Below are 26,856 nucleotides of genomic sequence, written 5' to 3'. Positions count from 1 at the left end.
ATTATGAGAATATTTTACGCATGCTGATCTCATTTTCTGAGAGGAATATTTCGATATAACACCCACTATCACCTTGCCGGCAGGCCGTAAATGTATCTGTTTCTTTCAATCCAAGATTTGTTTCAACAATAAACGTATACTCAATACCTCTTTCAAGAATTCCGTCAAACCGTTCATCTTCTTCTGGAGAGATAATCAATTGCTCTTCAAAAATTGGAGCATCATTACCGGACTTAGAGGGAGTAATTTTGATATTTGCCGTAATGCTCTTATCAGTTCCGTTAACAACGATTAATCGAGCGTATTCGTCGTCGTTTGTAGAGGAAGTGAATTGGGAAACACACCCGGAACTAATTGCAATAAGTCCGGCAGTAGATCCAAGGAATGTGCGACGGGATAATTCCATATATTATTTTTTGAATTTATCACAACATGAACTTTTTGGTCATCTATTCAAATATCGTAATTTTCAGGTATTAGTGGGGAGAGTGTCTCGGTTGAGGTGATGGAACTGGTAGTGTTGTTATTATTTCTGATGTCAAAAATTACGAACGAGACTCGGAGATAAAGCCGTACTCCCTTTACCAGAACTCTCCGGATCGTGCCCGCCGACGTCCACTTCTAACCGATGCCCCGAATCACCAACTGGACACGGGAAAGTCGAACGCCGTCGTTCGCGTATCGAAACACCGAGACTGAAGCCCGAGCCGTTCTCCATCGTGCACCCGGATCGTACCGGTACACGTGGCGGGCAGCAATCCTTGTCGACGGCTACCCGGTCTGGTCACGTGGCTTCGAAACCAAGCAGGCGACAGTCTTTCGGGACGCTCTTCGAGACAGACCACTCCCCGAGTTGAGCTGCCCTGAGTGCCCGAACGGCGACGTTCTCGTCGGTGAGAAGGCATCTGACGGGGCGAAGGTCCAGCGTTGGTTCGACTGTCCCGATTGTGGCTACGAAGCTCGCTCGAAGATCGTCTACGGCGCGGAACGATGAAACCCCGAACCGCCAGCGAGAGTGTTTTTCTGGGGCCAGAAGGGGTGGCCTGAGTCACACGGGCCCGATCTACAGATGAGTCTGGACGTCATCAACCGTCACAGCGAAGCACTGTTCGAGTTCCTCTGGTGTCCCGTCTGCGGGCACGAGGTGTTCAGCCACATCCCCTTCGAGGGCGTGTTCTGCCAGGACTGCAACACTCAGGTGGAACTCCAAGAGTCGCAAGAGGCTCGTGGCTACGAGGAAGCTGTCCTCGCCTGCTTCGATACCGACACGACCTGGAATCTCCACGTCGACGAGAAACTGCGCCGCAACCTGCCTGATGGGTCGGCGCGGGTGAAGATCTTCGGCGCACCGGGTGCCTACGAGATCGACTGGTGGAGTCCAAAACCGGACGAGGACTGGGAGCCGGTCGAGCGCGGTGAGTTCGACAACATCGAAGAACCTGCTGAGGTGTCTCACTTGGCGTGAGGAGAGGGGTTTCTGTGGAAATCCTCAGATCTTGATAGATATGGCGTGCTGAATAGAGAGGTTACATTCATCATATCAGATGAATAAGGGATATTATGAGAGCAGCCGAGAGGTGGGCACGGAGGGACGCCGATACGCCGCCAGTATCGAAGACTCCTGACTGTGTAATCCGATGACTCGCCTCCCGCTACTGTTCGCTGTCTTCGCCCTCATCGGACTTACCGCTATTTCCGGCTGCACGTACCCGTCGGCGAGCGAGAATAGCGTTGAGTTCAGCGGCGACATTGAGCGCATTGACGGGCAGTTCCGCATGGCGGGTACCGTGTTCGTCGATGGAACGAATAGGCGGGATGTAACCGACGTGGCCGTGGTGCTGTATGACGAGAACCAGACGGTCATCGACCGCATGCCCGTAGGGTCGATTTCGAGTCACTCCGAAGGACCGTATCCGACCAGACAACCGGTCAACATCACGACCGACCGCTTGCCAACTTACGTCATCATCGAATCGCCCGACATCTGGACACCCAACATCTGGGGGAACAGTGTTCCATCAAGGGCATCCCGCTGGACTCGGTACGGATACTACCAAGATTACTGGGTCGCGAGTGAGGACGAACGATTCCCATCGGCATGAGCCACATAATTCGAACCATACCTACGCTCTGCAAGATATGCGCGCTGTATACAGCACAGCCTCAACAACCTACCAGTAATTAGGGAGTTCAACAGAGCCAGATAGCTGTTCGTTGGGCAGTTTTTCACCCCCAGAGGGGTGCGGGGGTGCTCAAACGAGCATCTCGCGAACTGAACTATGACGAACACGGAAACACCGTGGAGAGATGAATCGCTCCTTTACGAACTCTACTGGCAACAGCATCTGAGTACGAATGAGATCGCCGACGAGTTGGGGTGTGAGCAAGCGACCATCTGGAGTTGGATGGAACGCTTCGACATTCCCCGTCGCAGTTCGTACGAGGCAGCCACGAATAGACGTCTTCACCCAGCTGTTTTCACCGACCGCGGATACGTGATCTGCGCGTCGAACTACCGTGGATCGACCAAATCAGTCGGCATCCACCGGCTGGTTATGGTTGCCGAGCACGGATTCGACGCCGTCGCCGGGAAAGACGTCCACCACGGAAACGGGATTCGGTTTGACAACCGTCCGGAAAATCTCGAACTCCTCACACGGGGCGAGCACGCCCAGCGACACGGCTTTGGGACGGATATTCGCCCCTCAAAAAGGAATGAGGGGATCTTCAACGAGAACGCGATGAACGGGGGCGGTTCAAATGACACCGGAGGCCTACGTCGGCGAACGACGCCGAGGACAGCTGATTGTCACGCGAGTGCCTGAAGGAACACGGCTGACACCAGAGAGAAGCCTTGAACTCGCCAATCACAGTCCGAGTGGGTTCGAGTCAGGATACTGTGGCAGTGGCCCAGCGCAACTCGCGCTCGCCCTCCTGCTCGATTACACCGACGACGAGGACGTCGCACTGGCGGAGTACATGGCGTTCAAGGACGAAGTAGTGAGCCGATTGGAGTGTGGTGGTCCCAAACAGCGCTGGGGACTCACAGGACACGAGATAGATGCGGCGCTTCGCGAGACAGTCGACGAGCCAGTCGCACCGTCCGTCAACTAACAGTCAGAGAGTAATCTATGTCAGACCACACCCAGCGGTCCCGTACGAACGTAGAATCGACCGAGAACAATGCGCAACAGACTCCTACTGAATACGTCGAGCGAAGCGATGTCGGGGTCTCCCTCACCGTGAAGCTGACTCGCGGTACTGGGACTCGCGATCAGGACAAGATCACTGCCAAAGTGAAAGCGAAAACGCTCGAAGAGGCTCGCGAGGACATGGAGACGCTTCGGAGGTACATCCACGACCTCGCCGAAGACGCCCGCCAAATCCAACCGGGGGAAGACGACGAGTAGCGGGCAGGTGCGGTCTATTTCGCCTCTATAGGAGCGGAGGCGATCATCAGTGAGCGACACAGGAGAGCAAAAACGAGAGTCGAACGAACTGTCGCCGGCACAGCGACTCGAACCGCCAAACTCGCGACTCATCAACGCGGGAATCGTGACGATTCACGATATGGAGACGCTGCGAGCGTGTGTCGCCTACGAGAACGCGAATCAGCAGCGTGTTCGGATTCTTCGCCAGTTCAAGCAGCAGGCCGACGATATCTGCTCAACAGACTGAATCTGTTATTGGGTTGTTGGTCAGCGTTGTTATGGGTGGAGACTCAATCAAATTAGCGACCGGCCGAGATCGAAATCCAGCGACAGGTCGCGTTTGGAGTTGATGGCCAAGTCCAAGTCACAGAGACGAGCGTCGAAACCTCACTCGAATCACCAACAACTAACACTTGAATTGATACCAGTCGTGACATACGGAAATATAAATATTTAAATAATTTAATTTAATAACGAAATTTTATTTTTGTTTTCCATTAACTATATTAAAACTCCCACAAATAATTACCAGAAATTGATTAAATATTGGATATATGGTCTAAAAATCAAATTTAGATATAAGTTGGATTAGACACAATAACTTCAAATAAACAATATATTTATATGTAAGAATATATTTATTAGGTCTTAATCATATTTTCTGAGGTATGACGAAGGAACGTCTGGAGATTGGAGAACCGGTCCATTTGAGCCAACTGTCACGTCGACACTTCCTCAAATTCCTAGGGGCAAGCGGAGCAGGTGTAATTGGACTGCAGCAAGCAATTACTGAAGTCTATGGAAAAGAACCAGAAGGAACGCCCATCGTTCACACGTACGACACGAAGGGGAACCCCAATCGAGTTCGGATAATCCCCGAAGAACGTTATCGAAGGATTATGGCACTGAAAAACTTCCCAGACCAGTTCCTACAGCGAGAAGGAATTAACGGCGTCGGAATCAAGCCGCTTTCTAACGACGCCACTGACCTCGCGATTGAAGTGTTCGTCGAGGAAGATCACGAGGATGAGATTTCACAAATTCGTCAAGCCGCGAAAGCGAAGGTTACGAACATCCCCATCGAAATGACTACTGAGCAAACTAAGACCGGAGATGACTGTTCCAGCCGGAACAATCAATATACCTACATGCAGGGTGGAATCAAGGTTAACGGAGACAGTTCGACATCGGCTGGAGGGACACTCACTCTTGCCTGTTACAATTCAGATGGGGATGAAGTATTAGTAGGGTCCGGTCACGTGATGGATGGCGCATCCGAGATGTACCAACCTGCGGGTAGCAGTAGAACTGTCGGGAGTTTCCATCAATGGAGTCCCAAAGACACCGGAGAAGACGTCGCTTCATACATCTTGGAAAGTGGCATTAGCGCATTCTCACGAAGCATCATCTCTGTTCCCAACGCCACGGGAACGTGGGACTTCTTCGGATTGGCTGATGAGATCTACAATAATGGTCCCGTCGGATGTACCGTTTCTGGCGCTGGGAGCTGTACTGCTAACAACGAAGCAGTCGGAACCCGGCGAGGTGGCCTCAGAGTATATCATCAGGTGAACATGGGTAGCCGAAACGCTACTGGTGGAGACTCAGGTGGCCCGTGGATGGATAACAATGGAAATCTAGTCGCCGTACACAGTGGATGGGTTGATCCGTGGTTAGGTAGTATATACGATGTGGGTTCAGCGGGCCACCAGGCCCTTAGCGCCGTAGATGCACAACTCTACCCATAGGTGAGTAAAGTCTCTACCTATCTTCAGCCATTGAAGCTGGTTTTAGAATACTTTGTGGGGGTCGTATTGAGATAGCGCTGGAATCCTCAAAGAATTCACAACCGAGTCTCAAGAAACAGAGAGCACAACTAATGAGCCGACATTAAATACATGTATGGCGACAATGATGAATGTAGAGAAGACAACTCGTATCACGAAATCAACTAAATCTCAAGTCGTTATCGTCGAAGCACAGGAGCATGAGATTGGGAATAGTGCATCTGTTATCGATACAGCCAATCTCTCGGGAAACGTGAAGGAGATTATCATTGAAGCGATCTTACAAGGAGAATTACAAGTGGATAATGTTTCTGAAGAACTTAAAGAGGTTCTTGCAAACTTCGAGTACGTGACGTGTGAATCATGTGGAGATAGATATAAGGGTTACTTCAAACTATCAAGCTACGATATGACGTCATGTGATGACTCCGCACTTAATTTCAATATAGATATTCGAGAGGGGAGTTTTGAGGGTGAGGACCCTGCGATAATAGATTTTACTGTGAGAAATCAGCTTGGAGATCCTATCATGATTAAAAGCGGGCCACCTGCACCGTTCGGTGTTCTTTCAGCGGACGCGCCAGATAATCGTCATATTCCACTTTGGAGTGAATCATACACAGAAAGCGAATATGTCGAGATTAGTGAAGAAGGAATTTCAAGTGCAGATATCGAGCTAACAACAAAACTCGATGGGGGTGAGAGTATGACGGAACGGTACGAGATCCGTGAGAAATGGCCAGGAATTTCTCAGAGTATTGAGTTCCCCATCGGAAAATACCACCTTGTGATAGAGATGCCCTATGTAAGAGGTGACGAAAGCCTGGAAACTCTGCGATGTACCGTAACTTGGGAGATCATCAATTAAAATGGTAACACGCTGGAACAAGACATCACAAGCCATGATTTAATTACATTAGAACTGAAAAATTGAGTATGAACCAGAAATGGAGGGGGCGGTTGGCAGTAGTAGGAATTCTATTAATTCTACTTGCCCCTCCATTTTTTTGGAGAACGTGCGATGATTTGGGGGTCGATGAGCCTACAACGGAGGGGATAGAAATTATCGGCTTTACAGGATTCACCATCACATACGCAATAGACGAAGTGCGCGTCTGTACAGTAGGAATGGGGCCAGTATTCTTTATTGTTGGAGTAGGGACTCTAGGGTATCTATTCATTAATAAGCCACAATAATCTATTGATGATTCGAGAACGAAGCAAAAGAGCAGTTGGAACACCTAAGCTCCCAATCGATACTGAATAGAGCCTTCTTGACACTCTTATAGCACTGGGATGTGAAAATGCCAAGATTACCTATACTTCAGAAAGTCAGACAAATATCTGTTTCAGACGTCGAACACTCTCGCAAAGTCGGATTGGTAGTAGATAGATTAGTTCTTCGGCGTGAAGCACGTCGACGCGGGATTCGACTCCTCCTGACGTTCGTTCGCGCCGATTTCGAGGGATCGATGGTGAAAGCACTCCGGGCCAAGGGCTGGCACTGTACGAGAAAGACGGGGACAGGCCAAGCAGGGAATCGACCGGACAAGCAGATTCGTGAGACGCCAAAATGGCGATTCGTGTGTGAGGTGCCCGCCGGTCACGACCGGAGGCAGACGACAGTTGAGCAGTGGTCAGCATGACTCAGAAAGCGACTCTCGATCACTTCGCGACGAGTGCGGCCGAGGAATCCAGCTCGTTCGCGTTATAGGAATTCGCAGAAGTCTTGCATACTCCTCGTCATTGCAGATTTCCTATCTGTTGAAATCGGCGTGCTGAATATAGAGGATGTATGTTGCAGAAAAATTGGGCTGGACGACGTGGTTTCTATTGTGGTATTGATATTTTATATGCGGCAGAGAATATACACGTATGATTGATCGCCGTACCTATGCACGAATTGCTTTCGTAGGACAACTAATTCGCTTGATTCACGAGGTGAGTAAGCAACAGACAGCACGGAAAGAAGGAATCCCGTTGCGAAGAGAATGGCTTGTTGCTGGTGTAATATACGCTATCAGCAGTTCATGGGCCCGTGACCGTGACGTGAGAGGGATTCGATCAAACTGGAAACATCGTGGATTGCTTGGGTTATTGCTAGCTATCGTTGGCGTGGTATTAGGCTCATTGACATCGAAATCGACGTTCCATGATTTCGCACTCGGCGATAGTCTTGGAAGACTTTGCTACCGGTTCTGGTATGGCGTACTTCGTCCACTTCCAACTGATGGTCAATGACCGACTTGCGCTCTCTATTCAGCACGTTCGCAGAAACCTCACCAAACACTGCCAGAAGTCGCCTGCAAGACTCAGAGAGTGTATCGGTCATGATCAACTTCGGGATGCTAGCAGATTTGTGCGAATTACCAGAGATTATATTTTCACCGGCGCAGTAGACTTGGTTCTCCTATGCCGCTTCCTCCACAGCAACGAATCTCATCCAACAGGGTTGGTGATTGAGTAACAATGTTCTCTGACCGAGTCAATGCTGATGACCCGACACACAAGCTCGTTACTCGGAATCTTTCCGGAGTTAAAGACTGGGACGAAGCCGGAGGGGTAACCGTTGAGAACCAAGTCATAGCGATTCTGCTGGAGTATGGCACTACTGTCCACCTCTGTCTTGACCCAAAGCACAGTCGGTTCAAGACTGTCCAAAACAAATTCACACGGGTTCCAGAGTCGGAGCGAACCATCATTGGGTCTGATCAGGAGTATCAAGTGTCGATTCGAAAAAACCGTGCGCTCGTCGAATCCTTACTGGAAATTTCCACTGGTGAAACCGATGAATGGGTTGACCGCACCTTCTACCTAACCGAATTTGCGATTCTGAACGGGCGGTCATGGGTGTATCGCTCAGTTCCACATGAGGCTCACACTCGAGAAATAAACGCCACAGAACACGACGGGGTGATACAGAAACTGAACGAGGCGCTGGAACAAGTGAGAGGATCGGCCGTTGTGCCATTCGATGGGCTCGTCTCGTGGACAACTGAAGCCAAAGAGTACAAGCTAGATTGGAACGCTCTCTACCAGCACACTGGAAAAGATGCTTACGTTGGGTATGATTTGGAGCGACTACAACACGTTGTCGTTCAATTCTCGGAAAATGCCCTGTACCTTGATTGGAGACCGTCGTCTGAGGAGTCGCTAGTTCGTCGAACAATCTGGCGAGTTCTCGATTCCGAGGCAGCAACTCCACCAGATCAAATTGGACTGCCTCACGGGGAGCAGGGGAAGAAAGTGGTTTCTGCACTCCATTGGCTACGTGTGAACCTCGATTATTCATACGACATCAAAGACTAGTTCTTCAGTGTGCAGCTATCTGGGTGGAGTTACAGAACTGTATTTTCATCAAAAAGGACAGCATCTGAGCTTCGACGGAACCGGTGAGTCACCCCCACTGACCGATTTGCGCGCTGTATTCAGCACGGCCCATTTATCAACCACAGTGAAGCACGTCAATCGATTGTATGAGAACTTCTGCTTATAGAAGAGCAGCTTCGCACGCTGGGAGACCCATCCCTGGGTGCCGAATCCGGAGTAGGTACGCCGACGACACCCCTCCAGCGAGTAATCGGTGAAGGGCAGTCTAGCTTTGGCTTCGTTCAGGTTGTTAACCAATAGACACCCCATCTCTACCGCTTGTGTTGGTTAACATCTTCTAGTAACCCAGTTATATATTCCCCGGAAGGGGGTGCGGGGCGGCCAGAAGTGGCCGTTCCGGGCCCTACTCATGTCGCTCGATATCAGTCCCAGCAGCAGCACTGCACGTGAGATTGACGCTGCAAAGCAAACTGACTACGTGGCGTTCCTCCATCGGGGTCCACAAGCAAATATAGGGATAAATATTGCCACTATATTCGTTTTTATTACAATTAGTTAGATAATATACATTATGAAGAGAAGGGCTGCATTAAAGTCTCTTGGTGGAATTGCACTCAGTAATACCCTCTTTGGAACCGCAAACGCCGCTTCTACGAAAGATGGTGGGTTAGTGGATTACGAAAAATACTGCAAAGAACTAGTTCACAGACACGGCAGAATTCAAGATCAGGATGGAGCAATAAGTAGAAGAGGTGACGTTCATATCGTCGATGAAATGCCGGAGATGGGTGACGTTTCTAAACTGTATGATCCAGATCTAGATTTGGTATCTGTCGAGGAACAAGAGTTCGACGATGGAACCATCATCCCTCAATCCCTAGTTAGTGACGACGGCTCTGTAATCGAGATTCATATCGATGATCGTCTATTCAAGATGGGCTGTGCTGAAGTTGAGAGAGTGTTGAACAAACGTATGAGAAAGGCAAAAGAAGAAATCGGACTACCCCACTCAATTTCTGAATTTCAAGATGAATCTAACTCACCTCAAACCACTATGTGGTCGGAAACTAGTGAAACAGACTTAGTTACCAGTGACGTGAGTGCCCAGTCTACCACGTATTGGGGGTTTGATGATTCATACGAAACGAGCCTATCAATTCCATTCTTGGGTGGCGCGTATAACGATGCAGGGTATGACTACGCAAATACGGCCGCTGATGCTTCCGTAGCTGGGTACGGTTCTGGGTACGCTCAGGCATGGAGTAGCCATCAATGGTCAAATGGCCCTCTGGTAATAAATTTCAAAGGAGAATATGATGCCGCGGCTTGGAACGCACTAGCCAACTCAGAGATTGAATTACAATTCTATATTAAGTCAAACAACCAGACAATCGCTCAAACATATGCGTTAAAAAGGAGTACATTCCTCGGTGACTATTGGCATGTGGTAAAAGAGTATGAAAAAGGGATATACCTCTCTAATCCTCCATCAACCTTTGATGTTTATATGCAGGGATCTTCACTCGCAGCAGCGATTGGAACCTCTCAAACCGCAATTTCTGCGGCGGATATGCCTGGTGGCGCTCATAATGGCCATTTCAATCTATTAAATTACCAACTAATAGAAGTATAGTATATCTTGAAATGGTAAGGAGGCGAATTTACGAAGAAGTGTTAAATATTCGTGGGCTGACTTGATATATCCAGAGATACCCGACTACTACACCTACAGGAGCAAGATACAGCATAGAGTATGCCGCCGAAAACGGGTCTAGGGGAGTTAAAGACTGCGCTAAAAGTACCGTGAATATACTCCCAACGCCAAGAATACCAGCGACTTTTTGAACGAGTTTGATTTCAGTAGTACGTGGCCCGATTCTATTTCTATAGAAGAGATACACCAGAATAGCTGGTATAAATACTGCCACAATTGCAGCGATAATCTCTGCGTAGACGGCATTGCGGCTATCTGCGTCGAGATACGTCCAAACACCTACTGAGATTCCCATTAACACCGTGAAAAAAATCGGGATGGCTAGAATTGAGCCATTCATTGTACGTTAAATAAATTCGTTTATTTACTATCAACTTTTCCCTTGCTCAGTAGTCGAAATAAAGGAGTGGGATAATGATAGAAACAATCGAAATATGTTGTGTCGGAATTATCTAATCTGTTGGTTTCATTGATGATTTCAAAATGTACTAAATTCATCCAATTTTCCAAGGCAATACAAGCACATCAGTAGTCTAGACTACTCTAATTTGTCAATCAATCGTATTATTTTTCTCAACGGTCTGTTGCACGACATCTCACCAAGATGTTTGTAAGCGTTCCTGCATCGGGCCCCGTTCGCGCTGGACGCCTTCACACTCGGCTTCCTGCCCGGCTATCGTGAAGACTGTAGTTATCAGCAATCCCAATTTCAGGGGTTAGAGATTCCCGTCGGGATGCTCGATAACGACTTTCGAAATCCCGACCTGACTCGATACGTCGACCGGTTTTTCGAACACGATCCGCGAGTCGGCGTTATTGGGGACGCATACGAGCCCGACGATGTCGATGACTACGTCGCTGCCCCTCGCGAAATCCAAGCGAGCTACACCGATGCAGAGCTCGTCATCGTGCCCAAGTGCCAGGAGGTGATCGAGATGATTCCAGACGACATCGTGCTCGGCTACTCCCGGGGCTACGCTGATCGGTTGGCCCACGAGTTCTCCGAGCCGACCGACTGGCGTGGCCGACGCGTCCACATCCTCGGGGGGAGCCCGCCGAAACAGCTTGACGTCATTCAGCAGTTGACCCGACCGACGCTCACGAATGACCCACCCGCAGATATCGTCGGCCTCGACTGGAATGGTCTGCATCGCGGGGCGCAGTTCGGAGAGTTCTGGACAGCTGCCGGATGGGACGACAGCGGCCGGGACGCTGACCACGTCACGGTTCGGAAGACCGTTCGTCACAGCCTTGGTCGACTCCGAGAGTTCTGGCAGCAACACGGCGTCTGGCCAGATTCGACACCGCAAGATGCCGGTCTGGATGTAGAGTACGAGGGGCCGTCACCGAGTGAGCTCGACGGTGCTGCCTGTACTGGATGCGGGGCGAATGTCTGGCGAGCCCCTCGTGGTCCCTTTGTTGCCGAATATGATACGGGAGATGTCTGTGGATACTGCAGCTACGACTGCTACTTCTCGCATCGCCATCGGAACAATCTCGAGGAGATTGCCGGTGATCAGGGCACCCACTTCCCACCGGCGTGACTCGGAGAGTGTTTTTCGAGCCCCTGAGAGGCCGAAGGCTCCATCGAGAGTCTTCATCCAGAGGTGAATCAAGTGAGTCAGCGATAGCATGCGAACGACGTTTCGGTCGATGAGATTCCAATCGATATCTCGAACACACAGTCCGGGGAAATCGATCCAGGTGATGTTCCTGCGGAGATCGAATCCATCACTCGCGGACTGGCGAGTGAACAGCCGCCGACGAATCCACTCGTGGTTCTCAAAGCAGCTCGGTGGTGGTACATCCACGGCAAAGGTGGGTCCGATCCCGCGTTCCGGTGGGCCATCGAGTGGACACGGCACCTCGCGATAGACACGCCGAGCGACGTCGAGCGGTTCGACGCGTATCTCGAATATCTCGTTACAGTCGGATTCGCGGACGAACCATACGAACTCCGGTAACTCTCAAGGGGAGTTGTTTTTCGCGCCCTGAAGGGTGCGGCGCGGACTGAATCGAAGCGATCGCAGTAAGGCGAATCTCAGAACATCATGGCTACGACTAGCGACTCGTCGGCCTCCTTCGAGGAGACCGACACACGAACAGACGAGATGCACAGTACGATTAAAGCATGGATCGACGAACTCGTTGGCGACGTTGATGCGGCACAGACCAGCGATGAGTTCCAAGAGTGGCTCGACGTCCAGAGTCGGTTCCACGATTACTCCCATCGCAACACGCTGCTCATCAAACTCCAGTGTCCCGAGGCGACGAAGGTCGCTGGCTTCAACACCTGGCGGAATGAGTTCGACCGGCACGTCCAGGAGGGCGAACAGGCGATCTGGATCTGGGCACCGATCATCATCAAGCGATGTCCAGAGTGTGAGAATTCGCCCAGCTACCACGAGAACAGCGGTTGTGAGTACGACGAGACGCCACCCGAGGAGTGGTCGAAAGGGCTCGTGGGATTCAAACCAGCCGCTGTCTTCGATGTCTCGCAGACCGAGGGAGAGCCGCTTCCCGAGCTAGAAACGGAGGCGACAGGCGATGCTGAGGACCTCGTACCAGCACTCACAGCAGCAGCGGATGAGCTCGGCGTGACGGTTCGCATCGTCGACGCTGACGAGTGGGAGCACGGCGACGCAAAGGGGGTCTGCAAACAGCGGGATATCCATGATTTCACGCCGATCGTTGAGGCGAAAGGACGGACGAACCAGGCCGACCTCGCGGTCACGCTCATTCACGAGTTCGCGCACGCGCTGCTCCATTTCGACGTCGACGATGAGGCCGAACGGGCAAAGCGCGAAGTCGAAGCAGAAGCCGTCGCGTACATCGTTGGTCGGTATTGCGGCCTTGAAACGAGCGGCTCAGCGTTCTATCTCGCCGCGTGGCAGGATGACGAACCAGAGTCGATCCAAGATCGTTTCGGACGGATTAGCAGCACCGCAGAGGAGATCATCGACGTGATCGATGGGTAGGTCAGTATAGCGCGTCGATGAACGGCTCTCCACATCGCCGTGAGTTTCTATTGCGCCGCGGAAGGGTGGCGGCGCGCGTGATCGTGCGTCGACCGGGATAGAACGAATCCATGACTCAACAGTACCTCACGACGGTTCTCAACGAAGCCCGCCAGACAATCGAGAGCCATCCGCAAGTCGGCTACGGAACCGAACAGCCACTCCACGAACACCTGCGTTTCGCGGTACTCCGGCTGCTGGAGAACGAGGCTGAAGACACCCATACGGGCGAATCACGTGTTCCAGGGATCACGGTCGGGTATGGGAACGATGCGGCGATGTTCGATCACTGGAGAGACGAGGTTGAGTGGTGGACCGACATCGAACCGCAAGAGCACTGTACTCGGTTTCGCATCTTCTACGAGCAGTTAGACCAGGACGAGTTGCCGCGACGGGCGTTGGAGGTGATGACGGCACTCGGCGCGTGGCGCGTCTGGGAGGGGCCAGCTGCAGCGTGTGGCTCCTACGATCATCGCGGTCGACGCGAAGCACACTTTCTCCTCCACTACAATCACCCGATTGAGGAGCACCTGGCTCGCCTCGTGGAACCAAACGACCCCGATCTCGCCCCGGACGGTGGATGGGTGGCAACTAGAGACACCCAAAGCGCCATCAAACCAGAGACAGATACGGTTTCGGCAGAACCTTCAGCCGATGAGCTCGCACCGCGAACGCGGCGAGCATGCGACGAAGAGATGGACGTCTCACTCTTGAAGAAGGGCGGCGTGTACGAGGTTCATTCAGAGTCCGGGAATTTCTACGATGTCGATGTCGCCGCTGAGACGTGTACATGTCTCGACTGGCAGCGACGCGAACCTGAGGGGGGCTGTAAGCATATGCGCCGCGTCGATATCGAAATCGATGCAGGGCACGTTCCCCGACCAGACGGACGCCTCCCTCGCACAGAATCGGAACAAAAGCCAAATTCGATACTGTAGGATGTCAGCAGTACTTAATCTTATTCTTAATGTTAAGAATGGGCTAGACCAAAGCCCTGGGAAGCTAGCGTTGCGTCAGCTGCTCCTCAATATCACGCATGAACGTGTTTGACCAGCGGATTACCGATCTCGTGGAACTCGCTGATGCCGCCTCTTGGGAAAACGACCGGCCACGAGTTCCAAACCAAGCAGTGCGTTAACACTATTTCTGGGACTCGTCGCTCATACGAGTGAACTCCGCTGTCCCATACGTCGTCTTTTGGCCATCGCCTTGCTCCGAAGCACGGGCAGGCCCAGTGTAGTAATAGCCCACGAGTCGGTCGTTCGATTCCCGATACGTGAACCGTGTCGTCCCGTCGTATGGTCCTTCGTCTGCCGCCTGCTCGTCAACATCTGCACCCTCGTTCTCGAATAGGTATGAGAGCTTTGGATGGAGCGTCCCCTCGGTCTGGAAGTTGGCCGCCGTGCTGACCGACTGAGAACGATCTGTTTCGAAGTGGATGATGATCTTGCTCCACGTCTGCTCGATGTCCAGTGTAGCCGTCATCGGCCGATGGCCTCCGTCGGCGAGGTAGTCGTCTGAGATTTCACCCTCGTAGCTGGTCTTGATTCCGCCCTCCCAGTGGCCAGTGAGATCGGGAACGGCGGCAATGAAGTCTGGCATCCAGGCCTTGTTCCACAGCCGTCGGTCGAACACTCGGCGAAACAGGCCGAACACAACCCCGAAGGCGAGACCGGGAACTATCAGTGATGGAATTTCGAACGGGATTTGCTGGTAGAGCCACGGGAAGACGTAAGCGTTCAGTGCGATCACGACGACGAACGCGACGACGCCCAGGGTCGCTAGGAACGTCGGGCGGAACTCGTTATCGCTAGAATAGACGTGCATTTATGCTGTTGGTGCTGGCGTTCTCCCAGTACGTTTCCAAAGCATCGACGAACAGCTTGGCGTGCCAGGTGTCCCACTTCGTGCGGCCACGCCCGAAGAGATCGGTCACACCATTTTGGCACTTCCACCCGGAGAAGTCCGCGTCCTTCAGGTAATCGACGATCTTGACATACCGTTCTTGCAGGTCGTCCACGTACCGGCCCGGTGGGACGTTGTACAGGAGACACTCGATGAAGTAGGACGCTACGATGTCGTCGGTGATGTACCCGTCCGCGACGATCTCCTTGCGGGCGTTCTTGAACATCCGCACAGTCTCTTTATACAGGTCGTCGGTGTCGTCCTGCTTGTCCGATCCGTGGTCCTTGTGTCGCGTCGGATAGTTCACGACCGAGGAGATCGAATCGGTCGGCCAGAAAAGGATCCCATCGTACCCTTGGGGATAGTTGTAGTAGTGCTTGTACTGAACGCATACCAGCACGTCGGCGTCGAGTGGTAGACCCGGTGCCGAAATCTCGATAGCGTTCCCGGACGGGTCGAACGTCCCCTCAGGGTAGGTGTCCTGCAGAACGCTCAGCACGTCGTCTCGGAACTCGTCGTAGTCGTAATCGTAATCTTCGACATCTACATCCTCCTGGTCTTCCGGGTCGAGGTCGTGGAGGTTGAAGTACTGGAACTCGTCGAGGCGAACGACGATATCGACGTCGCTCGAATCGCGGATGATCGTGTGGTTCGCGTACGACCCTTGGAGGAAGTCGTGGAACTCGACGTCAGCGAGCGTATCGCTGTCGTTGAGCGCGTTCCGGATCTTCTTGTGAGTTTTCTCCGCTGATTTCACGGCGGCTCGCTTCGGGTCGGTCCAGCTTTCGAGGGTATCCTCATCGATTGCCATAGCCACCACCAAGAGAAATTGGCAGAGTTTCGATAGGAGACGGGACGGTCACGATTCTAATTGCCTGCTACGGTCCCTTAACGGTTCGCAGAGCACGGTGGAAGTGGAATCGGGGGGGTTTTAGCGGTCGGTCAGAAAGAGGCGTGTAACTCCCATTAATGCCGATAGATACAGGGACACTGGAATCGTGGGCGCAATACGAGAGCGCCCCCATCGATTCCGCGAAGCGGACCCACAGCCGAATCCAGAAGGAATTGCAGTCCAGCGAAACGCTCGCCCACGCGGACTTCGACACCTATCTGCAGGGCTCCTATGCGAACTACACCATCGTCCGGGCCAGTTCCGATGTGGACATCGTGGTCCAGCTTACGGACATGTACTACGTTGATCTGTCCGGGCTCAGCCCCGCCGAGCGGGATCATTGGCGGCGCAACTCCGGCGACCCGGACTACAGCTGGCACGAGTTCCGGTCCGATGTCGTTGACGTACTGGAGTCGCGCTTCGGCTCCTCGGCTGTCGATCCGGTCGGGAAAGCAATCGAAGTGGAAGCGGGTAAACTGCCGCTGGACGCCGACGTGCTCGTCTGTGCGGACCACCGCGACTACTACCACTATCCGAACGGCTACCACTCGGGCATCGCGTTCTTCAACCTCAACAACACGAAGATCGTAAACTACCCGAAACAACACATCAACAACGGCAGCACCAGGCAGTCAAGCACCAGCAACCGGTTCAAAGAGACCGTGCGCATCTTCAAGCGCGCACGGAACTACCTCGTCGATAATAACGAACTGAACAAGGAGAACGTCCCATCGTACTTCATCGAGAACCTCCTGTACAACGTCCCAGACGGACGATATACCTATAACAAACAGGACCGAGTCGCGAAAATTCTCCGATACCTGAATTCGACGGACTATAGTGACTGGACCTGCCAGAACGGCATCACCGACATATTCGGGTCGGGCCCCGCGGAGTGGAACACCCGGTACGCGGGCCGGTACATCGACGCGATGGTCACACTCTGGGACAACTGGTAACCTATGCACACGTACTCCACGGACAATGATCTCCGCCCGAAGATATACGGCGGCCTGGCTTTGCTCGCCTACGGCATCACGATCCTCGTCGAGCTGGTTACCTCGGCGCTCTCAACTGTCCTTCCATTTGCGGCGGGATTCGTTGTCTCATGGGGACTCGCCTTCGCTGCTGTCTGGAAGATCCACGACCGGTGGTTCTGGAAGACTCGAATCGCCCAGGCGCTCGGTATCACTTGCGTTCCAAATCTTAACGGGAAGTGGGAGGGGTGGATCGTCACATCGTATGAAGGAGAAATCCCCGACGAGGCGCTTCATCCCGATAACGACCACAGCCAGGATGGCCAGAAACTGAAGGCCTGGCTTGACATCGATCAGACGTGGCGAAAGATCAACGTCCACTTCGAGACGACGCAGACGCCTTCAGACAGCAACGGTGCGACGATGCTGACTGACGAAGGAAAGTGGCCAAGTGTCAGTTACCAGTACGAGAACGAGGGCTCGCCACTCGTCAAGGGGCTGAACATGCACTTCGGAACTGCGTCCCTCGAATACCGTGATGAGAGCGACACAGAGACCCTCGAAGGGCTCTACTACACTGGCCCTGGACGTGAGAACAACGGTCTCATGTACTTCGAACGGGCCGACTGACCGGAACATCTTTGCCATCTTGACAGACACTACCGATTATGACTGAGACGAAGAAGTGCCCCACCTGCAACGGGAGTGGTGCAACGGCTGACCCGCAGACAGGCTACGGTGACTGTCCCAAGTGCAACGGATCGGGGACTGTCAGTCGCGGGATGCACGAGAAGTTGACGCAGGGCCAGCGCCAGACACTCGGGGGTGCGGGCGGGGCCGCGGCTGGTTTCGCCATCGGTGGGCCAGCCGGTGCGTTGATCGGCGGTCTGGCGGGTCTCGTCCTCTCGACTGACGACGATGACGATGGCGTTGGCGGTGTCTGACCCTCTGAGTCTGGTTCGAAGCCCGACCGAACAGTACGATTTTTGTGTTTGAAAACCACGGCGAGTGATAATGGATACGTATTTGGAAGATATCGCGGCTCAACTACGTTCTAACTCGCCAACTCAAATAGAACTTTCAACAGACGACGCGGAGATTTGCGATCTCTGGCAGAACGGTGACCCCGATGTGGCTCTCGACCACCTCGTTACCGTGTTTAACCGGCGGGGGCTTGGAACGGGTGATGTCGTTATGCTTCCGGTCCATGAGACAGACCACCCCGAGCTGACGGGTGAGTATATCGCCTATCGGAAGGACGAGTACGGCGAAGCACTGCATTACTACGACACAGAAGGAGATCTCGACGAATTTATTGAGTTCGAAGAGGCTGCTCGGTCGGGATTGGCTTACAGACTCAGATTTTGGGATCGCCATTTCGATCTGCCAGACGACGTCGAGTTGGATTTGATCGATGATCGACCTCCGTACAGATCTGAGCCGATTACCGCTCAGCAGGCCTTGGACGACGAGGACTACACCGATTACGTCAACGATACGCTTCAATTCGTTCGGACTGAACTCCTTCGAACCCATGAAGAGGAGTTAGACACGGTCGTTAGCCGAGGGGTAGAAGTTGAGAGTTCGGGTGGTGGGAAGATCCAGTCCGCGCGACCGAGAGTCCAAGGTAGCGAAATCTCCTGTAGCGTCTACGTCCCACCTGCGAATTCGCCCGGGCAGAGGTATAATCAGGTTCAAAGCGAGTACGGTGTTTTCGAAGGGAATACCGTGCTACTTGTGTGGGAGTCCAATACGGGTGAGGAGACGTATCTCGATGGACTGGTAACGGCGATTGGATCATCGTCTATTACTATCGACCCTGCTTTCGGTGCGGTTGACTTCAGTGACGTCAACCTTGGTGGAATCGATGAGTGCTCTCTTCGTGTGATAACGAAAGGGATCGCCGAAAAACGAGAGTACGAAGCATTTGAGTCGATTGCGGCCAACCACCGTGATCTTCTCGCTGGGAACCGCGAGATCTCGTTCTGCTCACCTCTACGGGAAAAGTTCGAGTCGTTCCTCAACTTGAACACGTATCAAGAACGCGCCGCTGTGGACGCACTACGAACGGATGACGTCTTTTGTATTCATGGCCCACCGGGGACGGGGAAAACACGGACGCTTGTCACGGTTGTCGCTCATGCAGTGAAGCAGGGCCAACGAGTGCTTGTCTGCGCTCATTCTAACCAGGCAGTCGATAACATCGTAGCCGGGGAAAGCACTGAGAACGAAATTGATCGGGCGTCGCTCCACAACGTGGTAGAGGAATTTGACGATCTCGATGTATCGATGGCTCGAGTCGGAAGTTCAAGGCGAGATGTCAATAGCTTCGTAGGCAGGCGGTATTTCCAACAGTCAAACCAGTTGAATGGGAACCTTGGTGATACTGATATCATTGCTTCAACGACCAATACTGCTGCGACGCTGGAAAACCAGAGCGAGATCGCATTCGACTTGGTGGTGATTGACGAAGCGACGCAAGCTTCAGGGCCTGCAACGGCAGTTCCATTCGGTCGGGGACGCCGACTAGACGAGGATGAGGAGTACCCCCGTCCATATGGTCTCCGGACCGTGCTTGCGGGTGATCACAAACAACTCCCACCATTTGTGTCTGACCCTGAGATGCGAGATCAAGAGCTACACACGTCGCTTTTCGAGCACCTCTTGAACGTATACGGGGACGACCTCGCGCAGACCCTCCATCGGCAATACCGTATGCATGAGGACATTGCAGCGTTCGCCAGTCAGGAGTTCTACGACGGGAACCTCGAACATGGAGAAGCAAATCGGGCCGAGACCATTGATGGGCTCACACCGCTGCTTGGGATCGATGATTCTGGCGATGAGCAACAGGACGATTATTCCTACTACAACCCTACAGAAGCACAATACGTGGTTGCGCAAGTGAACAAGGCGCTTCAACATGGTGTGGCTCCATCAGATGTCGGGGTGATTACTGGGTATAGCGCGCAACGGGATTACATTCGTAGTCAAATTCGGACGGAACTTGATAGCGAAGTCGGGAACGGTGTTGACGTCGAAACCATTGACAAGTTCCAGGGTGGTCAGCGAGAAGTGATTATCGTGTCGTTTGTCCGGTCGAATGCAAGCAACGATTCTGGATTCCTTGAATCACCTCGGGATGATGGCCGCAAACGGCTGAACGTTGCCCTCACTCGTGCGAAAAAGCGACTTGTGGTGATCGGTGATTGGGACACGCTCTCGAACACCGCAGCGTTTCGAGACGAGGAAGACAGTTGTGCGGACACATTCGCCCGTCTTAGTGAGTACTTTATCGAAAAGGACGTGCTGGTATCGAGATCACGTTGATCTCTCAGCGCCCATAGTCCGCCAACCAGGGGGAGAAAGTATATACGAGCACATTTTGTCGTTCGATTTGATGGGAGATATCCTGACAGAAGCGCAAATTCAGCTCGAAGACGCGTACGAAGCGTTCGAGAACGTCCAATCCGTCCACCAAGTCGTGTATGTATCGCAGGATACCATGTCGGCGCTCTTGTACTTACAACTCGTCGCAGCCCATCACGACGAGAAGCTGAAAGCAGACGTGACTGAACTCAGTCAAAACCTCATCAGTAACATTTCAGCGCTAACAAACACCGAGATCGGCAACCACGGCGAGCTAGAGAATCCGACCGCTGTTGACGACGTCCGGTTGACAATCGACGAGGCTCGCAGTGTGGCGTGGGAACTTCGAGACTACCGCGATGACCCCGACTTCGATCTAGAAGAGATACGAAACTGGACCACGGCTGACGAACGCTTCCAAACAATCGGCCGGGCGATGTACCGCCACCCAGAAATTACCAAAAGCACATTGGAAGAATTATTCCGCTTAGAGTCCGATCTAGAACCGCCGTTCGGCCGTATTCAAACGGATTGACCGCATTCCAATACTCTCGAAAAGGTTGTCTCGGCAGCCAAATACCACATGTGCGGGAATCGTGACCGACTGGAGGCTGTATTAGGGATTCACGTCGTCTTCATCAAGGATGAATCCGCCAATCCCTCGCTCCCTACCGATTAGGCGTCTTTTTCGCAGCCAGTCGGCCATGATGATGATGATTTGTAGCTACGAATCCTCCGAATCTGTGGCCTCAGCCCACCCGGCATTTTGTATAGCCACATACAGTTCATAAAATAGAATATCACCGTTATAGCCTGTGTACCCTTCGATATAGGAAGAATTTAAGAATTTAGAATTGCTGTGTATTATCCCAGTTGTACACAGTAGATTTACATGGGTCGCCGCCGTCGGTCGAGCACGAACCATGGAACCCGACGAGGGCGACGCTACACCCGGGGGAACACCGGTCGAGACGGCCATCCAGCAGTACCTCGACAGTGTCGAGGCTGGTAACTCCAGGAAGAACTTCGCGTCGACCCTCGCGACGTGGCGAACCTGGCTGCGCGAGGAGCGCGGTGTGACGGACCTCGAGGACCTGGACGTCCTCGACTGCCGCCGATACGCGCGTCATCTCAAAAAGCAGGCCCGCGACGGTGATTTGAAAGCGAGTACCGCGACCACCTACTACGCGTACGTCCGCGCGTTCCTCACGTTCTGCGTGGCAGACGAACTCCTCGATACGAATCCGGCCAAAGCGAAGCGTGCCACCGACGAGCTCCCCGAGGATCTCGGTGACGCCGACCGGCAGTTCTGGCGGGAAAAGGAGCGGCGGGCGATCATGCGCTATGTCGACGAACGTGTCGACCACGCCCTTGACGAGGAAGCGGACGTGAGTCGTGAGCGGGCCTTTCGCGACCGAGCAATCGTCTATCTCCTGGGACTCTCGGGCGTTCGCGGCGCGGAGGTGTTCGCTGAACCCTCGGACGACAAGCGCAACGGCATCACCTGGGGAGACGTCCAACTCGACTCCGGTGCCGTCCGCGTCCTCGGGAAGTCACGAGAGTACGAGTACGCACAGCTTCCCGAGCGGGCCGCCACGGCATTAGAGCGGTACAGGACTGTCCTCGATCCACCGACTGACGAGTGGCCGGTCTTTCCCAGCGGCCACGTCCCGTCGAAATATCGCGCCGTTCGCGAGCAGCTTGCCCACGAGGGAGTTTCGGACGACGAGATCGAGACCATTCTCGAGCGCAGCGATATCGAGACGGTGCTCCGAGAACATGGGATCATCCCACCAGCGCTCTCGACGAACGGTGCTCGCAACCTGATGAAGCGGCTGTGTGATGACGCTGACCTCGACGTCGACGGTGACTACCTGAAGCCACACGGTGCCCGTCGAGGGCTTGGTCACGAACTCTACGCGAGCGGCCACGCCGAACTCGCCCAATCAGCACTCCGACACGCGAGCATCGAGACGACCCACGAGTCGTACTCCGACATCCAAGCAGCTGAAACCGCGAAGCAAGTCGACGACCTTCTTGGCGAGTGACTCAACCAACGCATGGATGCAGCAGTAGGACGTTGGTTGAGGAGGCGTCATAACCCTAATGTTAATCCTAATATTAAGATTACGGGTATTAGCTGCCTTTAGAGGGCCCCGAGAGAATCCAGAGACGCACCTGGGAAACCCCTATATAAAACACAGTGCCCGTATTATCTGAATCTGGCTCTACTCCTCCTAGAAATCGATAACACAGGTTTGACCCTATATGTCCTCCCGGGTTTATAGCAAGCATATGGGTCTCAGAGACCTGATCAAACAGCGTCGGAGTAGAGTTCTCCCCGAAGAAGTGGGAGACGCAGCAGCAGACGTCATTCCGGGATTCTTCATTGAGGGCCGAGTTGCTCCGAAGTACAGAGAACACCTGCTAGAGAGCTACCGGAAACGCGATGGGAATCCACCGAGGCGAGATGACAACGGACATCTCCGCTCGATTGATGAGACACGAATGGACAGAGCCTGGAACGATGTTGCCGAGGCTATGGATCGGAGTGAAGGTGATATTCGAGCCTGTGTTCTCAACATATACGAGGATGCTGGCGAGTATGAAACCAAACCGGCCCGCCTCCGTCACGATTTCAATAGAATACTGAATCGTGCCGCGACTGAAATCGAGGATTGAGCCTGCCACGGCGTCCATCACTGTCGAGCCTTACCGGATTCCTATTCACCTAGCCCTTCGGACAGAGGATCTCCGTTTGAGCGGGTATGGTTAATCTTAAGAATAAGATTAAACCTTTGAGATTAGTAATCCGGTGATTATGGAGTAGACTGAATCGTCAGTAATTCACTACTAGTCGCCCATGTGAACGACAGACCTGTATTGGGGCTACAGGATCACAAAGTAGTAGATAGCTGGTTTAATCTTATTCTTAAGATTAGATTCTGTGGTTTACGTCGTCTCTTCTCGCAGTCCCACTTGAGACTCACCAAAATCTACAAGAGTATTGGTAGCTAAGAGCGACCATGGTAGCCCTCAGCGAACAAACTTCAGGGATGGAGCTTACAATCCCAGTACCGGTGCCGAACAGCCGGCTATTCCGATACGCAGCAACAGGCGACATCCTCACACTGCTCGCAAACAACCCACATACACGGTTCAGCATCAGGGACATCCGACGGGCGACCGATCATAGCCCAAGCAGCGTGACCGATACAGTCGACCTGTTAGCTGAAACCGACCTCGTCCATATTACACGAGAAGGGAACAGGAAGCTCGTCCAGATCAATCGCGAACGCCTCACAAAGCCAGACGACCCAGTTCTCCAGATCCCGCAATCCGAGTTCCACGATCCGGTTCGAACCCTCGTGGACAGGTTGCGCAGCCGGATTGACAACATTGCTGGCATCCTCGTCTTCGGCAGTGTCGCTCGTGGCGAGGCTGACCGGTCGAGCGACGTCGACTGCTTTGTTCTCGTCACCGAGGAGAAGGCGACTGCCCAGCGAATCGCTCACGAAGTCGCACGCGACTTAGAGGAGGAGCGATTCGCTGGCGACCGCTACCAGTTCCAGGTACTCGCCGAATCAGTAGAGAGCGTTACCAACATCGGCGATCGACTCCGCGAGATCTTCACCGAGGGTATCGTTCTCCACGGAACTGAGGACCTCCAAACCGCCAAGCAAGAGGTACTGACGAATGGACAGTAGTTACGTTGAAGATGCACTCACGGACGCTCAGCGAGCGTTCGAGCGTGAACCAGTGCGCAAAGAGTCCGGACTCGACACCGACGACGATGCACTCCTGCAGCTCCGGAAGGCATGTCGCCTCCTCGATGCAGCCCGCTTCCTGCGAACACAGAACGGGTACTACACCGTCGTCATCGAAAGTTCATTCATCGCCATCGAACGCAGTATTCACTTCTATCTCCTTCACGCAACTGGGATGGACAGCACGGAGTTCGTCACCCATTCGGACGTCTACGAACGGGGTGCCGAGGCGAACTTGTACAGCGAGTCGCTGGGAGACCAATTCCTCCAACTCTGGCGGGAGAATCGTTCGAAAACCTACTATCGACAGGCCGTCGGCGGAGAGACACAGGCCGACGCCATGCTCGAGCTCGCGACCGCGGTTCACCAGTATATTCTCGACTATCTCTCGATCGGCCACGAGTGCATCTGCACACGAGGGTGACAAGCTTAAGTCTAATATTAAGGTTAACCCATCAGCTACGGTCTCTTTTATTGGCTCTGAGTGAAAGTAAGGTAAGGGCAAGGGTCGATCACGTGACGGTCTCGGGGTTGGATGAAGAGGAATTGGACGGAACCGCTCTACTAGAGGTCGGTTGGCGGGAGGAGGTCACAGAGGATGGGCGCTTGTTCAAGCAGGGAGTCAAAGAGGCGCTCAGTGGGCCGATATAACGCATGATGTTCATCAACGGTGCAGGTGGCCTCCTCATCGTCCGTCCACGAGAGGAAGCCATTGTCGAGAAGCGGAGCTAGCGTCGCATCTAGCGCGGCACCGGTACGCCCAGACTCGACCTCGAGTGTATGACGTGGAAATTGGGAAAGAAAACTGCGGGTACAGCAGCTTAGCAAGTGGGCGCGTCGAGCAGCGAATAACTCATCGAGCGCAATACGGTGGGTGCGTGTCCAAAAATCGTCGAGCTTGACGTAGGTGCGAACAATCGGAGAGAGATCATTGAGGGTACCATTTGCGTGGACGATGCCGAGGTCGTTGAGGGCGTGCCGATCGTGGGTCTCGAGAGACTCACCGAGCGGATGGAGGACAGTTTGAAGGGCGTCGTGGTACCGTGACGTGAGAAATTCGCCAGCGACGACGTGGGCGTTGCCGATATTCCGGGTTGGGTGGAGTGCCTCGTGGTGATCGGGATTGCGATGGTCGACATGAGTGCGTGGGCAGGTCATGTTGCACCCCCACAACGAGGCGTCGAGGATTAACATTCCGAGCGTTCAGGAACTGCTTATCGAAGTTCCCGCGTAAAGTCGGGTCAAGTTGAATTCGTTCTACCTTTTCGAAATCCACGAGCGGTGTCATCCCTGAACAACTGAGAACGCGTAGCTCGCTAAGACGGACGAGGTTCCAGGGCTCCGAGATTAAAACGGAGAGAGTGGTAGCAATTTAATATTAGGATTAAGATTAAGTGGCAGGTGGAGAACGCCAGAGATACAATCGGTCTGCTTCGCTGTGATCGGGTCTGCCGGTGGGCGCTATCTTGGCTATGATAGTCCCTGTCCAAAATATCGCACTGTCTCTTCGACAGTATGTTTAAACACTCAGGATTGTCAACATCAGATATGGGAATATTTGACAAGATATTTGGTAAGCGCTCTTCCTCCAAATCGGAAAAGTCAGCGGAGCCGAGTCCCGATATAGTAATCGAGGATTCTCTGAGTTCTGAGTTTATCTCCGGTAACTTCCGTGGATCAAGAGTGATGTTCCAGTCGGTGGAATCTCCCAACGGTGAATGGCACTGCCTCTATGCCAGTTCTGGATCAGATGATGGCGCACCAATTGTGCTAGTGAACTCTTCCAGCCAAGTTGCACACGCCTTCAGCGTCACTCGTGTAGAGGATGCTGCTGTAGCCAACAATGGAACTATAGTAGTAACTGACATCGGTGACGCTACCGACCAGGATCTACGTGGGACACTTGTTGTCGTCGATTCTAATGGTGAGCCGATCGTTGAACACGAGTTCGACGCAAACATCTGGAGGTGTGCGATCACTGACAACGGACGATACGCTTCAACGGCGACCCACAACCCAGATCGGACGGTGTACATCTTCGACACTGATACGGGCGAAGTTGTGACGGAATACGAGACGCCCAATCTGAACGGCCCACAACAGAAGTTTGGAAGTCACGAAGGCGAAGAGGTATTGTATCTGCTGGATGGTGACTCTCGGTATCGTGCAATAAATCTCGACGGTGAAACGGTGTGGCGGAGCGAGGAACTTGTACGGAAGGATCGTTATGAAGAACTTCGAGCAAGTGGGGAAGAAGCTGATCTGGAGGAAGCTCTAGAACTTCTTGAGGAGGCCTACGAACTTGCGAACGGCGAGTACGAGAAAAAGCCGGTGGCTCGGGAACTCGCAGAGACACACTGGAAGCTTGCCAAAGAGATATGGAAAGAAGAGGGTGACACCGACGAGTGGTGGGCAAATCTCAACCAAGCCAAGATGTACTACATGGAGATTCTTCCATGGCACGATGGGAAAAAAGGCGTTGCCAAGGTTCAGCGGAAGCAGGCCAAGTACCACCTCAAGAAGGGTAACGAAAACATGGCCCTTGAACTCCTCCAGAACATTGCTACGATGGAGGACGAATACGACGTCCAACTCCTCACAGACCACGACAAGAAGACGATAAAGGAACTTTCCTAAGTGGCGCTCGTTCGATATTTTCTAACGAAG

At 53.0% G+C, this 26,856-nt stretch carries 29 protein-coding genes and 1 pseudogene; 26 read left to right on the top strand and 4 right to left on the bottom strand.

The window, feature by feature from the left end:
* Position 1: 1 nt before the first annotated feature.
* Entirely contained in the window at positions 2-406 is a 405-nt protein-coding gene (locus V5N13_RS16885; RefSeq protein WP_332900341.1) for a hypothetical protein, read from the bottom strand.
* A gap of 222 nt (positions 407-628) precedes the next feature.
* Between V5N13_RS16885 and V5N13_RS16880 the strand changes: the two genes are divergently transcribed.
* The 16 genes and pseudogenes from V5N13_RS16880 (at position 629) to V5N13_RS16805 (ending at position 14,217) form a co-directional block, all read left to right on the top strand.
* Positions 629-994, top strand: a complete 366-nt coding sequence (locus tag V5N13_RS16880; RefSeq protein ID WP_336361772.1) for a DUF7568 family protein — start codon at positions 629-631, stop codon at positions 992-994.
* Positions 995-1,069: 75 nt separating this feature from the next.
* On the top strand, positions 1,070-1,465 hold the full coding sequence (locus V5N13_RS16875) for a DUF7567 family protein (protein ID WP_336361771.1): 396 nt from the start codon (positions 1,070-1,072) through the stop codon (positions 1,463-1,465).
* A 172-nt stretch (positions 1,466-1,637) separates the two neighbouring features.
* Entirely contained in the window at positions 1,638-2,102 is a 465-nt protein-coding gene (locus V5N13_RS16870; RefSeq protein WP_276274594.1) for a hypothetical protein, read from the top strand.
* A gap of 177 nt (positions 2,103-2,279) precedes the next feature.
* Positions 2,280-2,825, top strand: a complete 546-nt coding sequence (locus V5N13_RS17210; protein WP_442905111.1) for an HNH endonuclease — start codon at positions 2,280-2,282, stop codon at positions 2,823-2,825.
* Positions 2,761-3,114 (top strand): DUF6166 domain-containing protein, encoded by a 354-nt coding sequence (locus V5N13_RS16860; RefSeq protein ID WP_336361769.1) that lies wholly within the window; start codon positions 2,761-2,763, stop codon positions 3,112-3,114. The genes V5N13_RS17210 and V5N13_RS16860 overlap by 65 nt, the downstream gene beginning before the upstream one ends.
* 17 nt (positions 3,115-3,131) lie before the next feature.
* Complete coding sequence (locus tag V5N13_RS16855) at positions 3,132-3,410, top strand: DUF7389 domain-containing protein (protein ID WP_336361768.1); 279 nt, start codon at positions 3,132-3,134, stop codon at positions 3,408-3,410.
* Between the two features lie 49 nt (positions 3,411-3,459).
* Positions 3,460-3,678 (top strand): hypothetical protein, encoded by a 219-nt coding sequence (locus tag V5N13_RS16850; RefSeq protein WP_336361767.1) that lies wholly within the window; start codon positions 3,460-3,462, stop codon positions 3,676-3,678.
* A gap of 421 nt (positions 3,679-4,099) precedes the next feature.
* Entirely contained in the window at positions 4,100-5,179 is a 1,080-nt protein-coding gene (locus tag V5N13_RS16845) for a twin-arginine translocation signal domain-containing protein (RefSeq protein WP_336361766.1), read from the top strand.
* 154 nt (positions 5,180-5,333) lie between these two features.
* Positions 5,334-6,086 (top strand): hypothetical protein, encoded by a 753-nt coding sequence (locus tag V5N13_RS16840; protein WP_336361765.1) that lies wholly within the window; start codon positions 5,334-5,336, stop codon positions 6,084-6,086.
* A gap of 68 nt (positions 6,087-6,154) precedes the next feature.
* Positions 6,155-6,415: a hypothetical protein gene (locus V5N13_RS16835; protein WP_336361764.1), complete on the top strand. Its 261-nt coding sequence runs from the start codon at positions 6,155-6,157 to the stop codon at positions 6,413-6,415.
* A 1,272-nt stretch (positions 6,416-7,687) separates the two neighbouring features.
* Positions 7,688-8,527, top strand: coding sequence for a hypothetical protein (locus V5N13_RS16830; protein ID WP_336361763.1), 840 nt, complete (start codon positions 7,688-7,690; stop codon positions 8,525-8,527).
* Positions 8,528-9,119: 592 nt separating this feature from the next.
* A complete protein-coding gene (locus tag V5N13_RS16825; RefSeq protein WP_336361762.1) occupies positions 9,120-10,181 on the top strand; it encodes a hypothetical protein in 1,062 nt (353 codons plus the stop codon).
* A gap of 695 nt (positions 10,182-10,876) precedes the next feature.
* Positions 10,877-11,806, top strand: a pseudogene (locus V5N13_RS16820) (DUF6610 family protein); the annotation flags it as partial.
* A gap of 114 nt (positions 11,807-11,920) precedes the next feature.
* Positions 11,921-12,226: a hypothetical protein gene (locus tag V5N13_RS16815; RefSeq protein ID WP_336361784.1), complete on the top strand. Its 306-nt coding sequence runs from the start codon at positions 11,921-11,923 to the stop codon at positions 12,224-12,226.
* An 87-nt stretch (positions 12,227-12,313) separates the two neighbouring features.
* Complete coding sequence (locus V5N13_RS16810; protein WP_336361761.1) at positions 12,314-13,240, top strand: DUF955 domain-containing protein; 927 nt, start codon at positions 12,314-12,316, stop codon at positions 13,238-13,240.
* Positions 13,241-13,350: 110 nt separating this feature from the next.
* On the top strand, positions 13,351-14,217 hold the full coding sequence (locus tag V5N13_RS16805) for a hypothetical protein (protein WP_336361760.1): 867 nt from the start codon (positions 13,351-13,353) through the stop codon (positions 14,215-14,217).
* Positions 14,218-14,419: 202 nt separating this feature from the next.
* Here the strand turns inward: V5N13_RS16805 and V5N13_RS16800 are convergent, their stop codons facing one another.
* Complete coding sequence (locus V5N13_RS16800) at positions 14,420-15,106, bottom strand: hypothetical protein (RefSeq protein WP_336361759.1); 687 nt, start codon at positions 15,104-15,106, stop codon at positions 14,420-14,422.
* Entirely contained in the window at positions 15,090-15,995 is a 906-nt protein-coding gene (locus tag V5N13_RS16795) for a nucleotidyltransferase domain-containing protein (protein WP_267623133.1), read from the bottom strand. The genes V5N13_RS16800 and V5N13_RS16795 overlap by 17 nt, the downstream gene beginning before the upstream one ends.
* 158 nt (positions 15,996-16,153) lie before the next feature.
* Between V5N13_RS16795 and V5N13_RS16790 the strand changes: the two genes are divergently transcribed.
* The 9 genes from V5N13_RS16790 to V5N13_RS16750 all read left to right on the top strand — a co-directional run bounded on the left by V5N13_RS16790 (position 16,154) and on the right by V5N13_RS16750 (position 24,613).
* A complete protein-coding gene (locus V5N13_RS16790; RefSeq protein ID WP_336361758.1) occupies positions 16,154-17,035 on the top strand; it encodes a nucleotidyltransferase domain-containing protein in 882 nt (293 codons plus the stop codon).
* Between the two features lie 3 nt (positions 17,036-17,038).
* Positions 17,039-17,683 carry a hypothetical protein gene (locus V5N13_RS16785; protein ID WP_267623135.1) on the top strand — a complete coding sequence of 215 codons (645 nt, stop codon included), beginning with the start codon at positions 17,039-17,041 and terminating at the stop codon, positions 17,681-17,683.
* A 38-nt stretch (positions 17,684-17,721) separates the two neighbouring features.
* On the top strand, positions 17,722-17,997 hold the full coding sequence (locus V5N13_RS16780) for a hypothetical protein (RefSeq protein WP_267623136.1): 276 nt from the start codon (positions 17,722-17,724) through the stop codon (positions 17,995-17,997).
* A 70-nt stretch (positions 17,998-18,067) separates the two neighbouring features.
* Complete coding sequence (locus V5N13_RS16775; RefSeq protein ID WP_336361757.1) at positions 18,068-20,383, top strand: AAA domain-containing protein; 2,316 nt, start codon at positions 18,068-18,070, stop codon at positions 20,381-20,383.
* Positions 20,384-20,453: 70 nt separating this feature from the next.
* Positions 20,454-20,957 (top strand): hypothetical protein, encoded by a 504-nt coding sequence (locus V5N13_RS16770; protein ID WP_336361756.1) that lies wholly within the window; start codon positions 20,454-20,456, stop codon positions 20,955-20,957.
* 388 nt (positions 20,958-21,345) lie between these two features.
* Positions 21,346-22,470 (top strand): tyrosine-type recombinase/integrase, encoded by a 1,125-nt coding sequence (locus V5N13_RS16765; protein WP_336361755.1) that lies wholly within the window; start codon positions 21,346-21,348, stop codon positions 22,468-22,470.
* Positions 22,471-22,717: 247 nt separating this feature from the next.
* Positions 22,718-23,104: a hypothetical protein gene (locus V5N13_RS16760; protein WP_336361754.1), complete on the top strand. Its 387-nt coding sequence runs from the start codon at positions 22,718-22,720 to the stop codon at positions 23,102-23,104.
* A gap of 344 nt (positions 23,105-23,448) precedes the next feature.
* On the top strand, positions 23,449-24,129 hold the full coding sequence (locus V5N13_RS16755; RefSeq protein WP_336361753.1) for a nucleotidyltransferase domain-containing protein: 681 nt from the start codon (positions 23,449-23,451) through the stop codon (positions 24,127-24,129).
* On the top strand, positions 24,119-24,613 hold the full coding sequence (locus tag V5N13_RS16750; protein ID WP_336361752.1) for a hypothetical protein: 495 nt from the start codon (positions 24,119-24,121) through the stop codon (positions 24,611-24,613). Before V5N13_RS16755 ends, V5N13_RS16750 begins: the two co-directional genes overlap by 11 nt.
* Positions 24,614-24,753: 140 nt before the next feature.
* Here V5N13_RS16750 and V5N13_RS16745 read toward each other — a convergent pair whose 3' ends face one another.
* Positions 24,754-25,347: a hypothetical protein gene (locus V5N13_RS16745; protein ID WP_336361751.1), complete on the bottom strand. Its 594-nt coding sequence runs from the start codon at positions 25,345-25,347 to the stop codon at positions 24,754-24,756.
* A 390-nt stretch (positions 25,348-25,737) separates the two neighbouring features.
* Between V5N13_RS16745 and V5N13_RS16740 the strand changes: the two genes are divergently transcribed.
* Entirely contained in the window at positions 25,738-26,826 is a 1,089-nt protein-coding gene (locus tag V5N13_RS16740; protein WP_336361750.1) for a hypothetical protein, read from the top strand.
* The last annotated feature ends 30 nt before the right edge of the window (positions 26,827-26,856 follow it).

Origin of the sequence: Haladaptatus sp. ZSTT2, assembly GCF_037081775.1 — an archaeon.
In the GTDB taxonomy this organism is placed as follows: domain Archaea; phylum Halobacteriota; class Halobacteria; order Halobacteriales; family Halococcaceae; genus QDMS2.
This window is presented reverse-complemented; position numbering and strand designations above follow the sequence as displayed.